Consider the following 15,274-nt stretch of genomic DNA (forward strand, 5'->3'; position numbering starts at 1 on the left):
TGCAGTCCTATAGAATTAAAATTCAACAACAGAAGCAACAAAAAGACATAATGGAGATAAAACAACAACTTTACAGAGACTTAATTAAGGAGTCTAAGGAACTTTATGATAAGTATTTTGATGTTGCGAAAACAGATAGTTTACTATTAAGCAAGAATTGGTCAACAGTAAAATTTCAATCATCCAATGAGAATGTGTTAACTGTAACTGGTGGTAGTGATGTAAAGCCGGGAAATTACACAGTAACAGGGAATGCAGCCACAGCAGCTAAGGCAATAGTGACAGAGGGACTAGATTCAGGTAATAGCCTTGTGATAAATGGAAAAGAATTTACGCTACAAGGTGATACAGCAAAAGCAAGGGCTGAAAACTTAAATAAAGAATTACAAACTGCTGGAATGAATGTATCGGTTAGATATAGTGATTTTGCAGGAACAGAAGCTGGAAATCAAAGTGGATTTATCTTTGAATCTACAGTTTTAGGTAAGGATAGTACATTTACAATAGGTGGGACAAGTTCATTAGTAGGAACTGTAGTAGATGGAATAGCTGCAACAGCTGCAACTGTAACTGGTTTTACAGTTCAGGATTTAAAAGATGCTAATGGCGAAATAAATATAAATGGTGAAATATTAACTATTGATATTACACCTGAAAATGTTAATGATGATATAGAGAAATTATTACAGAGTAAATTGAAAGATAAAAAATTAACTGCGGAAATTGATGATAGTGGAAATATTACTTTTAGTAGCACAGTATTAGGAAGTAAAGTTGAAGACCCTAATATCAAAATAAGTGGTAATACTGGAACTTTTACTAGTGGAATAAATGCTACTTATACTACTAATACTTTAAATGCAGCTGATATAAAAGGGAAAACTATATCTATTAATGGAAATGTTATTGACTTATCTAAAGCAGTTGATGGACAAGAAGTAGAATATTTAAATAAGGTATTAAAAGAACAAAACATAAAGGTAACTGCTAAGTTAGATGAAGTTGATACAAGTAAGATTATATTTACTTCTACCAAAGCTGGAGCAGATGGTAAAGTTGATGTAGGTATATTAGATGGTACAACAATGTCATCACAAGGCACAGACGCTGAAATAGTATTAAAAGATGATAAAGGTGGAGTATTTACCCATACTGGTATTTCAAATACGTTAACTTTAGATGGAATGACTTTTAAATTTACAGGAGAAATACCAGCAGAAGGGATAAGTGTAAATGGTAAAAATGATGCTGCTGGGGTAAAAGATAAGCTTGTTAATTTTATTAACGATTATAATAAGCTTATGGAAAAGCTTAACACCTTAACTTTAGAAAAAAGAAATAAAAACTATATGCCATTAACAGATGAGCAAAAGAAAGAAATGTCAGAGAATGAGATAAAAATTTGGAATGAAAAGGTTAAGCAAGGACAGTTATATAAAGATTCTGATGTATCAAGAATAGCAAATTCTATGAAGAGTGCTATGAGAGGTCTTGTAGATGGAGTAGATGGAAATTTAGAGAAGTTTGGTATTAAACCAGTGGCAGATTATCAAGGAACTAAAAATGGAACTTTTGTTATTGATGAAGATAAACTTACTAATGCTTTAGAAAATAATTTAGAAGATGTAATGAAATTATTTATTTCAACTCCACCATCAGATGATAGCTTAACTGCTCTAGAAAAGAATAAATCAACGGGCGTTGCTCAAAGGTTAAAAGGCATACTATATAATGAAACTGTAAGTATATCATCAAGTTTAATTAAAAAAGTTGGTATAGAAGGTTCAGCTTCATCGGTTAATAGTGAGATAACAAAAGCTATAAAAAAATATGATAGAAAGATGGAAGATATGGAGAAGGATTTTGCTAAAAGAGAACAGCAGCTATATTCTAAATGGGCAACCATAGAATCTATGATGAATAAGCTTAATGCACAACAAAGTTATCTTACATCTCAATTAGGAATGTAGTATGTTATGGAATTAAAAGAATTGCTTTTAAGGTATAAAGAAATTACAGAGAAGTTTATTGAAGCTATAAAAAATGATGAAGAAGCGGATAAATTTCTAGAAGAGAGAACAGAAATAATAGAAGAAATGAACGGTATGAATATAAAAAAAGAAGAATTAAAGAAAGTAGTAGAAGAAATAAATTTATTAACTGTGGAAAAAGAAGCTTTTAATATTCTTAATGAAGAAAGAAGTAAAATAAAAGATGAGATCTTTCAATTAAAGAAAAGTAAAAGGGCTGCTTTTACATATGAAAATAAATTTAATGGTATTAATTTTATAAATAAAGAGATATAAAATTAAAAAAGAAAAATTAATAAAAAAATAAAAAAAAGTATAAAGTTCATCTTGAACCTACCGATAAATATATTAGAAGATAAAATTAGAATAAACTCATGAGAAACATATCTAGTTATATACTTCTATCAAAGAAGTTATAAATATAAAAGGACAAGGATGTCCGTTAAAATCAAGGAGGAATTAATTATGATAATTAATCACAACATGAATGCGTTAAACGCACACAGAAACATGGGAATCAACACTACTTCAGCAGGTAAATCTATGGAGAAATTATCTTCAGGTTTAAGAATAAACAGAGCTGGAGATGACGCTGCAGGACTTGCAATTTCTGAAAAAATGAGAGGACAAATCAGAGGTTTAGATCAAGCTTCAAGAAACTCTCAAGATGGTATTTCTTTAATTCAAACAGCTGAAGGTGCTTTAAATGAAACTCATTCAATACTTCAAAGAATGAGAGAATTAGCAGTTCAAGCAACTAATGATACTAACATCGGCGATGATAGAGTACAAATTGGTAAAGAAATCACAGAATTACAAAATGAAATCAATAGAATAGCAAGCCAAACTCAATTTAACAAAAAAGGGTTATTAACTGGTTCTTTAGCATCAGGTAAAGGTTCTGTTATATTACAAGTTGGAGCTAACTCAAAACAAACTGTAAAACTAACAATTGCTACAATGAATGCAAGTGCTTTAAAAGTTAATGCTAGTAGTATTAAAATAGCAACAACTACAAATGCTTCAACTATTACAGCTATGATAGATACTATCAACACTGCAATAGATAAAGTATCTGGTGAAAGAGCAAAGCTTGGAGCAATGCAAAACAGATTAGAACATACAATTGCTAATGTTAACACTTCATCAGAAAACTTAACAGCTGCAGAATCAAGAGTTAGAGATGTTGATATGGCTAAAGAAATGATGAACTTCTCTAAAAACAACATTTTACAACAAGCTGCACAAGCTATGCTTGCTCAAGCTAACCAACAACCACAAGGAGTTCTTCAATTATTAAGATAATTTAGAACTGAATTATTTATAAAAGGTACCGATTTATCGGTGCCTTTTTTGTGTAGAGCATTTAAGTTTTTGTGTGAAATAACGATAATAGTGATATATAGAAAAGTGACAGTAAAAAGGAGTGATTTATATAGTTATTAATAAATTGACACAAAATAATATAGATAAAGCTACAGAATATGAGGTATGTGAGGAAATAAGTAGAGATAATAAAAAAATACTAAAAATATTAACTGATGGCAAAAGTATTTATTTAGGAAGCAAATATTCTGTTCAAAGGGATATAGATTGTATAAAGGATTTTATTTTAAGTAATGGGGATAAACATATTATAGTCATTGGATTAGGAGCTGGAGAGTACATAGAAGAAATAGAGCCTTTAATTAAAGACGATAATAAGCTGATTATAATAGAACCTAATATTGAGGTTTATAATAAATATATCTATGGAAAAGAGAATAAGTATGAAAACATAGCAATAATTTCCATGACGGATGAATATTTAAAGTATTTAGAAATGTATATTGGAAGTATTGCTTTAAAGTCCTTTGTAGTTTATGAATACCCTAATTATAGAAATACATATCCTACAGAGATTCATAAAATTTATGAGCTTATTAGAAGCGTAACAAGAAGGAGAGTTATCAATAGAAACACCAATATATTTTTTTCTAAGATTTGGTTTGAATCTACTATTTCTGATCTTAAATATTTAAGTAAAAGCAAAAATATAGTAAATATGAAAAATGCATATAGTGGTAGACCAGCAGTTATAGTATCGGCAGGGCCATCACTATCTAAAAATATAAGTCAACTTAAACAGTTTGAAGATAAAGCTGTGATTTTTACTGGAGGAAGAACCTGGAGAACTCTAATAGAAGAGGGAATAAAGGCAGATTTTCTATCTATAGTAGATGCCCATGAATTATCTTATGAATTGGTTGACGAAGTTATTAATAAAGAAGAAATAACATTAGTACATTCAGAGATTTTGCCTAATAAGGTTCTGAAATTACATAAAGGAAATAGAGTGTTCTATCCTTATGCACCTTGGATAAATGATATATTAGAAAGTCCTAATTATAATTTTACTCATTCATCTGTTGCACATACTTGTACAAAATTAGCTATGTATATGGGATGTAATCCTATAATATTTTTAGGTCAGGATTTAGCTTATACAGATGATAAGGTTCATGCAGAAAATGCTGAATTTGTACAAGAAAAGTATAAAGATAAAGAAGATATCACTAAGGTAGCTGATAACTTTAGTCCTTATGTTGAAGATATATATGGAAATAAGGTAAGAACAAGTATGACATTAAATTTTTTTAGAGAAGAATTTGAGGAAATTATTAAGGAAAACCCTAAAATAGAATTTATTAATTCTACAGAAGGCGGAGCAAATATTAAGGGAACACAGATTAAAGAATTTATGGATAATAAAGTTATGTTTGATAATGTAACAGATAAGAATCATATATCTGTTAATTATGAAAATATGATTGGATGTATAAGCGATGATAAAGTTATAGATATAATTGATTGTGCTATAAATTATTTAAAAGAGTTAGAGATAAAATTAATAGAAGCTATAAAACATAATGAAAAGTATTATGATAATTTTACTAGTAAACATAAAATATTAAAGAGCTCATTAAAGATATTAGAAGAAACAGATGAATTTATAAGAGAAATACCTAAAGAAATTAGATTTATAGAATATTTATTTGCAGATACTATTAATATAGTTTTATATAATCCAGATTATAAAATTGGAAATGAAGATACGGAGTTAAGTAAGGCTAAGAAGATATATGAAAAAAGTAAAACACTATATTCAAACTTGTTAAATGAAGCTGAGTATGCATTAAAATATATAAAAAATGAAAGAAAATCTATATGTAAAGGGGAAACTTACAGTGAATATTAAGGAATTTGCAGAAAATTTAGTAGAACTTATTAGTATAAATAACGAAGAAACAAGAAACAATGGGGGTAAAATAAATACTCAAGTGTTTGAAAGTATACTTGAATATATACAAATATTCATGACAGAAGCTATAAAATTAAATAGTAATTGTATTAATATAGAAAAATTTAATGAAATTCTTAAAGAGATATTAGAAGCCCTAAAAAACAATGATTTAATCTTAATGAGTGATATGTTTGAATATGAGATTATACCAGAAATAAATAAAGTTATAGAACAATTAAGTTAATGAGGTGTATTAGATGAGTAAAAAGATATTAATAACAGGAGCAGATGGATTTATTGGAAGTCATCTTACGGAAACACTTTTAGAAGAAGGTTATGATGTTAAGGCATTTACATATTATAATTCATTTAATTCATGGGGCTGGTTAGATACATTGTCTAAAGATAAGTTAAAGGAAATTGAAGTGTTTACGGGAGATATAAGAGATTCTAATGGGGTTAGAGAAGCTATGAAAGGAGCAGATGAAGTATTTCATCTTGCAGCCTTAATTGCAATTCCTTTTAGCTATCATTCACCAGATTCTTATGTTGATACTAATATAAAAGGAACTCTGAATGTACTACAAGCTGCAAGAGACTTGGAGACTGAAAGGATACTGGTAACTTCTACGTCAGAAGTTTATGGAACAGCCCAGTACGTACCTATAGACGAATTGCACCCATATCAGGGTCAATCTCCTTATTCAGCAACTAAGATAGGTGCAGATAGGTTAGCTGAATCTTTTTATAGAAGCTTTAATATGCCAATTTCTATTGTTAGACCATTTAATACATACGGCCCAAGACAGTCAGCTAGAGCTGTTATTCCAACAATAATTACCCAATTATTATCTGGAGAAACTGAAATAAAATTAGGTTCTTTAACGCCTACAAGAGACTTTAATTTTGTTAAGGATACAGCAAGAGGATTTATAGAAATTGCTAAATCAGATAGAACCATAGGCGAAGAGATAAACATAGCTACTCAAGATGAAATATCCATAGGAAGATTAGCAGAGGAAATGATAAGACAAATAAATCCAAATGCAAAAATAGTATGTGATGATCAAAGATTAAGACCCGATAAAAGTGAAGTAAATAGATTATTAGGTTCAAATGAAAAAATTAAGAAGTTAACAGATTGGTCGCCTAGTTATACTTTCGAAGAAGGAATTAGAGAAACTATAGAATGGTTTAGAAAACCAGAAAACTTAGCAAAGTATAAAGCCGACATATATAATATTTAATTAAAGGAGATGGGCTAAGTGAAGAAGTTTATTCCGCTTTCAGTACCTAATTTAAAAGGAAATGAATTAAAGTATGTAGTAGATGCAGTAGAAAAAGAATGGGTATCTACTGGTGGATCATATATAAATGAATTTGAGGATAGCATAGCTAAATATCTTAATATTGAATCTGCTGTTGCTTGTCAAAGTGGAACTGCTGGTATTCATTTATCGTTAATTTTAAGTGGAGTAGATGCTGGAGATGAAGTTATAGTTCCTACATTGACATTTATTGCAGCAGTAAATCCTGTTAGATATATTGGAGCAGAACCTATATTTATGGATTGTGATGATTCATTAACAATGGATGCTAATAAATTAAAAATGTTTTGTGAAGAAGAGTGTGAATTTATTGGCGGGAAATTAATAAATAAGCTTAATAGGAAGCATATAAAAGCCATAATTGTAGTTCATGTTTTTGGTAATAGTGTAAATATAGAGAGGATAATGGATATTGCGCAAAAATATAATCTTAAAGTTATAGAGGATGCAACAGAAGCATTAGGAACTAAATTCATTTCAGGAAGATATATTGGAAAGTATGCAGGAACTATAGGTGATTTTGGGGTGTACTCGTTTAATGGAAATAAAATAATTACCACTGGTGGAGGTGGGATGATGGTATCCAATCATCCGGAACTTTTAGCAAAAGGAAAATACCTCTCTACTCAAGCTAAAGATGATGAACTTTACTATACACATGATGAGATAGGATATAATTATCGAATGACTAATTTACAAGCAGCACTAGGGGTTGCGCAATTAGAACAATTAGATAAATTTATAGAAATTAAGAAAAGAAATTATGAGTTATATAATAATGGATTGAAAAATACTAAGGGATTAACAATGCTTGATTTTAATAAAGATATACAACCCAATTATTGGTTTTATTCTTTATTAATAAAGAATGATATATATCCATTAAATGTTAAGAAGATTATTCCATATCTTAAAGAAAAAAATATACAAGTAAGACCAATATGGAATTTAATTCATACTCAAAAGCCTTATAGAGAATCAAGAGCTTATAAAATAGATAGAGCTAATTATTATTTAGAAAATGTGATAAATATTCCATGTAGTAGCAATTTAACAGAAGAAGAAGTTAATTATGTTATTAATGTTTTGAATAGTATTTAAAGCATTATTAAGTATGGGGAGATATAGCTATGAATATTCAGGATATAATAATAAATGAAGAGATAAGTATAAGACAAGCTGCTAAGATTTTAGATAAAACTGCCAAGCAGGTTTTACTTATAACAGAAGATAATAAGTTAAAGGCTGTACTTACAGATGGTGATATAAGAAGATGGATTTTAAAGAGTGGGGATTTGTCGGCACCTATAAAAGAAATTGCTAACTATTCGCCTAAATATATAACAGAAACAGAGAGATATAAAGCTAAAAGCCTTATGAAGAAATATTCAATTAGTTCTATACCTGTAGTTAGTATTGAAGGTGAAGTAAAATCAATAATATTTTGGAACGACTTGGATATGTCTAGTGTTGAGAAGAAGCCTTCATTAGATATACCAGTGGTGATTATGGCTGGAGGGTTAGGAACTAGGTTATATCCTTACACTAAAATTTTGCCTAAGCCTCTTATACCTATTGGTGATATACCTATAGTAGAAAGAATCATTAATAGATTTAAGGGATTTGGATGTAATGAATATTATTTAACCGTTAATTATAAGAAAAATATGATTAAAGCATATTTTGAAGAAGTAGTTAAGAATTATAATATATATTATATAGAAGAAGATAAACCACTAGGTACTGGGGGAAGTCTTTATTATCTTAAAGATAAAATAAAGAGCACATTTTTTGTATCTAACTGTGATATATTAATAGATAGTGATTATGAAGCCATGTATGATTATCATAAAGAAAATAAAAACTTTATTACTATGATATGTGCAGTTAAAAATATGGTAATACCTTATGGAGTAGTTAATTTAAATAGTGAAGGAAATATACAGAGTATGGTAGAAAAACCTGAGTATTCATTTTTAACTAATACAGGAATGTACATAATAGAGCCTGAGGCACTACAATTAATAAAGGAAGACACATTTATTCACTTACCTGATATAGCAAAAGAATGTATGGATAAAGGAATGAAAGTTGGAGTTTATCCAATAACAGAGAGAGCTTGGATGGATATGGGACAACCAGATGAAATGCAAGAAATGATGAAAAGATTAGAGGAAGGTTAATGAAAAAGATTGTATTAGTAGGTGGAGGAGGGCACTGTAAAAGTGTCATTGGCTCTATAAGAAGTAAAAATGAATTTGAAATAGTAGGTATTACAGATCCTGTTGACAAAGGGGAGATACTTAATGTTAAGATACTTGGAACGGATTATATATTACAAGATATGCATAATCAAGGTGTTGAATATGCATTTATTACAGTTGGAAGTATTGGAAATCCTAAATTAAGAATTACTTTATATGATATGCTAAGTAAAATAGGATTTAAATTTCCAGCTATAATAGATAAAACGGCTATTGTATCGGAAGAATGTAGTATAGGTGAAGGAACTTTTGTAGGAAAAGGTGCTATAGTAAATACAGAAGCTATAATAGGCAAACAAGCTATTATAAATACAGGAGCTATAGTTGAGCATGACTGCCTAGTTGGAGATTTTGTACATATTGCTCCAGGAGCAACTCTGAGCGGAGGAGTGACCATAGAAAAGTATTGTCATGTAGGAACAAATGCTACTATTATTGAGGGAATAAGTGTAGTCAAAAGTACTGTAATTGGAGCAGGATCCGTAGTAATTAATTCAATAGATAAAGCATCTAAAGTATATGGAAATCCAGCAAGGGGGAAAGAATATGAATAAGGTATTTATTATTGCAGAAGCTGGTGTTAATCATAATGGAAGTGTTGAAGTAGCAAAAAAGTTAATAGATGAAGCAGTAATAGCAGGAGCTGATGCAGTTAAGTTTCAAACCTTTAAAGCGGAAAATTTAGTGACTAAGAATGCTAAACAAGCTAAATATCAAGTAAGAAATTTAAGCGAAGAGACTTCACAGTTTGAAATGCTGAAAAAGTTAGAATTGGATTACGCTGAATATAGAGAGTTGATGGAATATTGTAAAAAGAGACATATAATGTTTTTATCATCACCATTTGATATAGAAAGTATAGAGTTTTTAGATAACTTGGGAATTGAAGTATTTAAAATTCCGTCTGGAGAAATAGAAAATGTCCCTTACCTTGAAAAGGTAGCTAGAACAGGTAAAAAGATTATCTTATCTACAGGAATGAGTGATTTATCAGACATAGAATTTGCTTTAAGCACTCTAAGAAATAATGGTAATAATGAAATTATTGTATTACATTGTAATACAGATTATCCTACTGATATGAATGATGTAAATTTGAAAGCAATGAAGACAATAAAAGAAGCATTTAAGGTTGATGTTGGATACTCTGATCATACAGAAGGAATAGAGGTTTCAATTGCAGCTGTAGCAATGGGAGCAAAGGTAATAGAGAAACATTTTACACTTGATAAAACTATGGAAGGACCTGATCATTTAGCTAGTTTAAATCCAGATGAGCTTAGGATGATGATTAAGTCTATTAGAAATATAGAAAAGGCTCTTGGAGATGGAATCAAGTATCCCACCACTGTAGAAAAAGAAAATAAGAAGATAGTAAGGAAAAGTATCGTTGCTAGTGTAGATATAAAATGCGGTGAAGTTTTCACAGAAAAAAATTTAACTGTTAAGAGACCTGCAAATGGAATAAACCCCAAGATGTGGCACGCTATAATTGGTATGGTTTCTAAAAAAGATTATAGAAAGGATGATCTAATTCAATGGTAAAAAGAATATGTGTGATTACTGGAACAAGAGCTGAATATGGATTACTGAAGCCGTTAATAATGAAAATAATAGATGATAAAGAGATAGATTTAAAATTAGTTGTTACAGGAATGCACATGTCAACAGAATTTGGACTTACATATAAATTGATTGAAGAAGATGGCATAGTTATTGATGAAAAAATAGAAATATTACTAAGTTCAGATTCACATGTAGCTACTTCAAAAGCAATGGGATTAGCTATTATTAGCTTTAGTGAGTATATTAATAGAACTAAGCCTGACATGGTAATTGTACTTGGTGATAGATATGAAATATTGGCTGCAAGTATTTCAGCTATGGTAGCTAATGTTCCTATAGCACATATACATGGAGGAGAGATAACTGAGGGGGCACAGGATGATGTATTTAGGCACTGCATAACTAAACTGAGCTATCTTCATTTTACAAGTACTGAAAGTTATAGAAAGAGGGTAATGCAGTTAGGGGAAGAGCCTAATAGAGTTTTCAATGTTGGAGCTATAGGAATAGAAAATATTAAAGAATTAAAATTATTATCCAAGGAAGAAATAGAAAAAAGTATAAATTTTACTTTGAATAAAAAATTTGCGCTTGTTACATTTCATCCAGTTACACTAGAACAGGGATTAGCAGAGATACAGATTACAGAGTTATTAGGTGCTTTAGAAGAATTTGATGATATGAAATTTATAATTACAAAAGCTAATTCTGATAATGAGGGGAGAAAAATAAATAGAAAGATAGATGAATTTATATCTAAAAACCCAGAGAAATATATTGGTTTTGTTTCTATGGGACAACTAAAATATTTAAGTGCTATGAAGTATTGTAGTATGGTAATAGGGAATTCATCTAGTGGAATTATAGAAGCTCCTTCCTTTAATATCCCTACTATAAATATTGGTGATAGACAAAAGGGAAGATTGCAAGCTAAAACGGTAATCAATTGTGACCCTATTAAAAGTGATATTATTAAAGCAATAAAAAGAGGACTAAGTAAAGAATTTAAAGATAAAATATCAAAGATTGAAAATCCATATGGAGATGGAGATACATCTAACAAAATACTATATGAAATAAAAAAAGCGTTAAGCAAAGAGATAGAGTTAAAAAAAACTTTTTACGATATAAATATGATGTGAAAGGTAAAGGTATAAATGTATAGTAATAAAAGAATCTTAGCAATAATACCTGCAAGAAGCGGTTCTAAGGGGCTAAGGCATAAAAATATAAAATTATTAAATGATAAGCCATTAATAGCATATACCATTGAAGCTGCTATTGAAAGTGATATATTTACCGATATAGTTGTTTCTACTGATTCAGAAGAGTATGCCAATGTATCTAAAAGATATGGAGCAAGTATACCATTTTTAAGACCAGATGAATTAGCTAGCGACATAGCTAGTAGTACAGATATGATTGTGTATACCATTCAAAGATTAAAGGAGTTAGGGAAAGTATATGATTATTTTATGTTACTACAACCTACTTCACCCCTAAGAAAAGCTTTAGACATAAAAAAATCATTAGATTTATTAATAGAAAACAAATTAGATTCTGTAGTAAGTGTTTGTGAGGCCGAACATTCTTTAAGTATATATAATACATTGAGTGATAGTTTATCTTTAGAAGGTTTTATAAATAAAAACAGTGCAACTCGAAGGCAAGATGACAAAAAGTATTATCGTATAAATGGTTCAATATATATATCTAATGTTGAAAAATATTTAAGTGAAAGGGATTTCTACGGAAAGAAAAGCAAAGCATACATTATGAGTAGAGAAAGCTCAATAGATATTGATACAGAGCTAGATTTTAGAATTGCAGAATATATTATGGCCCAAAATATATAATTGAGCTAATTATGTTGAGGTCAAATATCACTCATCATAATGCTATGGAATATTCATACTGGTCTTTCATTTATTAAGAGGTGATAAATTTGTATTATAAACTAAACACACTATATTTTAGTGCTACAGATACAACTAAGAAAGTAATATCTGGTATAGCAGAAGGACTTTCGGAAGCTATGAACCTAAAGGAAAGCATAAATAGTATTGATTTTACCTTACCAAAGATAAGGGAGAAATCTGTATCTTTTTCAAAGGATGATATTGTTATTGTAGGAGTTCCAGTTTATGCAGGGCGAGTGCCTAATGTGCTTTTAAGGTATTTAAATTCTATTGTGGGTAATGGTGCGTTGACTGTCGCAGTGGTGGTTTATGGAAATAGAAATTATGATGATGCTTTGATAGAGTTAAGAGATATATTAGAACTAGATGGCTTTAGGGTTATTGCAGGGGCTGCATTTATAGGACAACATTCTTTTTCTAAAACCTTAGCTAAGAATAGACCTGATGAAAAGGATATGGATATAGTTAGGAATTTTGCTGATAAAATATATAGTAAAATTGCTGCTGGAGAAGATGGACAGGATCTATTAATAAAAGGACAAAAGCCTTATAGAAATTATTATATGCCTAGGGATGAAAAGGGAGAGCCTATTGATATAAGAAAGGTGAAGCCCAAAACTAAGGATAGTTGTATAGATTGTAAACTTTGTGCTAGTGTTTGTACTATGGGCTCTGTTGAGCTTGAAGATGTGACTAAAGTTAATGGAATTTGTATTAAATGTTGTGCATGTATTAAAAAATGTCCTGTAGAAGCAAAGTATTTTGATGATATTGGATATTTAAAGCATAAAGAAGAATTAGAAATAAATTTTATACATAGAAAAGAACCAGAATTATTTTTGTAAACAGATAATTGTAAAAAGCATTAATGGCTAATAATAGCTATTAATGCTTTTTATATGTGATAAAGTTTTTAAAAAACCATAAAGTTATTATGTTAAATATCGATAATATTATTAATTTTAATTATATATTGCTAAAATTTTGTGACAGAGGAGATTAAACTTATGAAAAGCTTAAAATGGAAAATAACTACTATTATTCTTACTATTATTATAATTATTTCGTTATCTATGATGTTTATGGGACTTTTTAAGTCATTTAGTGTTACTAAAAATATTATAAACAAACAATCAGAAGATGCAATAGGTTCAGGTTATAGTGTGCTAGATATTTATCTTAAGGAACAGTTTGGTACATTAAGTCTTAATGATGATGGGAAACTTATAGACTCTAATGGTAAGCCCATTGATGGTGACTATGAGTTTATTGACGAATTAGCGGAAGGTATGGATATACTTGCTACTGTCTTTGCTAAGTCTGGTGATGATTATGTGAGAGTTTTGACCACAATTAGAGATGATAAAGGGGAACGAATTATTGGAACAAAATTGGATGCTAGTGGTAAAGCCTATGAAGAGATTTCAAAGGGGAATGAATATTTTGGAGAAGCTGATATATTAGGTGAAAAGTATATGACAAAATATGCACCTATTTTTGGTGATAATAATGAAGTCATTGGTATTTATTATGTTGGAAAATCTGTAGAATCAATTTTAGATATATATAATGAAGGTGTATTATCTACCATAAAATCGGTAGTTATAGTAATTGTTATTGGACTACTTATATCTGTTGCTATAAGCTATAGCTTAGGGGCATCAATTACAAAACCTATAGTTGCTTTAACTAATACTATAAAAAAACAGTCAAATTTAGACTTTAAGTTTAATGAAAAAGATGAAACATTAAAATATATGAAAAGGAAAAATGAAGTAGGAATTATGGCAAATTCTCTGAAGGTTATGGAGGACAATGTAAGAGACTTTGTTATAAAAACTTCAGAAGGTGCAGAAAAGGTAGTGGCAACTTCCCAGGAACTAACAGCAACAGCAGAACAATCAGCCATAGCTTCTGAAGAAATATCAAGAACTATAGAAAATATAGCTAGTGGAGCAAGTAGCCAAGCTCAAGATACAGGAGAAGCAGCTTTAAGTGTAGAAGAAATGGGTAGTTTACTAGAAGAGAATAAAGAATATACAGAGGAATTAAATAACGCAGCAAAGGATATAGAAAAGGAAAAAGAAGAAGGTTTTATTATATTAAAAGATTTAGTATTAAAAACGGGAGAAAGTAATAATGCTTCTAAACAGGTGTATGAAATTATATTAAGTAATAACGAAAGTGCAGAAAAGATAGAAAAGGCAAGTACAATGATTCAGTCTATATCGGAACAAACAAATCTACTTGCTTTGAATGCAGCTATTGAAGCAGCAAGAGCAGGCGAACATGGAAGAGGTTTTGCCGTAGTAGCAGAAGAGATAAGAAAACTTGCTGAAGAATCTAATAATTTTACAGGAGAAATCAAAACTGTAATAGAAGAGTTAAAATTAAAATCTGAAAATGCAGTAAATAGAATGAAAGAAGTAAAAGGGATAATTGATTCCCAATCTGAAAGTGTAGAAAAAACTGAAGAAAAATTTCATAGAATATCAAATTCTATAGAAATAACTAATAATGTTATAGATAAGCTTAATGAATCATCAGAAAAAATGAATGAAAATAAAGAAAATCTTGTAGACTTAATGCAAAATTTATCTGCTATAGCAGAAGAAAATGCAGCAGGAACTGAGGAAGCTTCAGCAGCTATAGAAGAACAATCAGCAAGTATCGAAGAAATAGCCAATGGTAGTGAAGGATTGGTAAATATTATAGATGAACTACAAGGTATTATCAATAAATTTACAGTATAAATATTCCACGGGGTCAGACCCTGTGGAAATTTTTTCAATATAGCTCATATTTATTAACTAAAGTATATACACTATACTTCGATAATAAAAATATAAAAAGTTTAGTGGGGTTTACCCCCATAGGGAGTGAG

At 29.7% G+C, this 15,274-nt stretch carries 14 protein-coding genes; all 14 read left to right on the forward strand.

What is annotated here, in order from left to right; translation table 11 throughout:
- Window positions 1-1,970, forward strand: a 1,970-nt coding sequence (fliD, locus tag B2P65_RS15430) for a flagellar filament capping protein FliD (protein ID WP_346880473.1), incomplete at its 5' end; no start/stop codon positions are given.
- Window positions 1,971-1,976: 6 nt separating this feature from the next.
- Complete coding sequence (locus B2P65_RS15435; RefSeq protein WP_346880474.1) at window positions 1,977-2,306, forward strand: hypothetical protein; 330 nt, start codon at window positions 1,977-1,979, stop codon at window positions 2,304-2,306.
- A 189-nt stretch (window positions 2,307-2,495) separates the two neighbouring features.
- The gene (locus tag B2P65_RS15440) at window positions 2,496-3,335 is read left to right on the forward strand and encodes a flagellin (protein ID WP_346880475.1); all 840 of its coding nucleotides are present in this window, start codon (window positions 2,496-2,498) and stop codon (window positions 3,333-3,335) included.
- Window positions 3,336-3,456: 121 nt separating this feature from the next.
- Window positions 3,457-5,268 (forward strand): motility associated factor glycosyltransferase family protein, encoded by a 1,812-nt coding sequence (locus B2P65_RS15445; protein ID WP_346880476.1) that lies wholly within the window; start codon window positions 3,457-3,459, stop codon window positions 5,266-5,268.
- Entirely contained in the window at window positions 5,258-5,557 is a 300-nt protein-coding gene (locus B2P65_RS15450) for a hypothetical protein (RefSeq protein WP_346847873.1), read from the forward strand. Before B2P65_RS15445 ends, B2P65_RS15450 begins: the two co-directional genes overlap by 11 nt.
- Window positions 5,558-5,570: 13 nt before the next feature.
- Entirely contained in the window at window positions 5,571-6,560 is a 990-nt protein-coding gene (locus B2P65_RS15455) for an NAD-dependent 4,6-dehydratase LegB (protein WP_346880477.1), read from the forward strand.
- An 18-nt stretch (window positions 6,561-6,578) separates the two neighbouring features.
- Complete coding sequence (locus B2P65_RS15460; RefSeq protein ID WP_346880478.1) at window positions 6,579-7,742, forward strand: LegC family aminotransferase; 1,164 nt, start codon at window positions 6,579-6,581, stop codon at window positions 7,740-7,742.
- Window positions 7,743-7,771: 29 nt separating this feature from the next.
- Window positions 7,772-8,824: a nucleotidyltransferase family protein gene (locus B2P65_RS15465; RefSeq protein WP_346880479.1), complete on the forward strand. Its 1,053-nt coding sequence runs from the start codon at window positions 7,772-7,774 to the stop codon at window positions 8,822-8,824.
- Window positions 8,824-9,459, forward strand: coding sequence for an acetyltransferase (locus tag B2P65_RS15470; protein ID WP_346880480.1), 636 nt, complete (start codon window positions 8,824-8,826; stop codon window positions 9,457-9,459). Before B2P65_RS15465 ends, B2P65_RS15470 begins: the two co-directional genes overlap by 1 nt.
- A complete protein-coding gene (neuB, locus tag B2P65_RS15475; protein ID WP_346880481.1) occupies window positions 9,452-10,450 on the forward strand; it encodes an N-acetylneuraminate synthase in 999 nt (332 codons plus the stop codon). The genes B2P65_RS15470 and neuB overlap by 8 nt, the downstream gene beginning before the upstream one ends.
- Window positions 10,444-11,613, forward strand: coding sequence for a UDP-N-acetylglucosamine 2-epimerase (gene neuC, locus B2P65_RS15480; protein WP_346880482.1), 1,170 nt, complete (start codon window positions 10,444-10,446; stop codon window positions 11,611-11,613). Before neuB ends, neuC begins: the two co-directional genes overlap by 7 nt.
- Window positions 11,614-11,628: 15 nt before the next feature.
- Window positions 11,629-12,327 (forward strand): acylneuraminate cytidylyltransferase family protein, encoded by a 699-nt coding sequence (locus tag B2P65_RS15485; RefSeq protein ID WP_346880483.1) that lies wholly within the window; start codon window positions 11,629-11,631, stop codon window positions 12,325-12,327.
- 89 nt (window positions 12,328-12,416) lie between these two features.
- Window positions 12,417-13,235: an EFR1 family ferrodoxin gene (locus B2P65_RS15490; protein ID WP_346880484.1), complete on the forward strand. Its 819-nt coding sequence runs from the start codon at window positions 12,417-12,419 to the stop codon at window positions 13,233-13,235.
- 162 nt (window positions 13,236-13,397) lie between these two features.
- Complete coding sequence (locus tag B2P65_RS15495; protein ID WP_346880485.1) at window positions 13,398-15,143, forward strand: methyl-accepting chemotaxis protein; 1,746 nt, start codon at window positions 13,398-13,400, stop codon at window positions 15,141-15,143.
- Window positions 15,144-15,274: the final 131 nt, after the last annotated feature.

This window comes from Clostridium sp. UBA3061 (assembly GCF_002367465.1).
In the GTDB taxonomy this organism is placed as follows: domain Bacteria; phylum Bacillota; class Clostridia; order Clostridiales; family Clostridiaceae; genus Clostridium_J; species Clostridium_J sulfidigenes.

Bases quoted from the DNA above. Each gene is read 5' to 3' on its own strand.
- B2P65_RS15455 (WP_346880477.1), top strand. From the start codon at position 5,571: ATGAGTAAAAAGATATTAATAACAGGAGCAGATGGATTTATTGGAAGT.
- neuB (WP_346880481.1), top strand. From the start codon at position 9,452: ATGAATAAGGTATTTATTATTGCAGAAGCTGGTGTTAATCATAATGGA.
- B2P65_RS15495 (WP_346880485.1), top strand. From the start codon at position 13,398: ATGAAAAGCTTAAAATGGAAAATAACTACTATTATTCTTACTATTATT.
- B2P65_RS15470 (WP_346880480.1), top strand. From the start codon at position 8,824: ATGAAAAAGATTGTATTAGTAGGTGGAGGAGGGCACTGTAAAAGTGTC.
- B2P65_RS15435 (WP_346880474.1), top strand. From the start codon at position 1,977: ATGGAATTAAAAGAATTGCTTTTAAGGTATAAAGAAATTACAGAGAAG.
- B2P65_RS15440 (WP_346880475.1), top strand. From the start codon at position 2,496: ATGATAATTAATCACAACATGAATGCGTTAAACGCACACAGAAACATG.
- B2P65_RS15485 (WP_346880483.1), top strand. From the start codon at position 11,629: ATGTATAGTAATAAAAGAATCTTAGCAATAATACCTGCAAGAAGCGGT.
- neuC (WP_346880482.1), top strand. From the start codon at position 10,444: ATGGTAAAAAGAATATGTGTGATTACTGGAACAAGAGCTGAATATGGA.
- B2P65_RS15465 (WP_346880479.1), top strand. From the start codon at position 7,772: ATGAATATTCAGGATATAATAATAAATGAAGAGATAAGTATAAGACAA.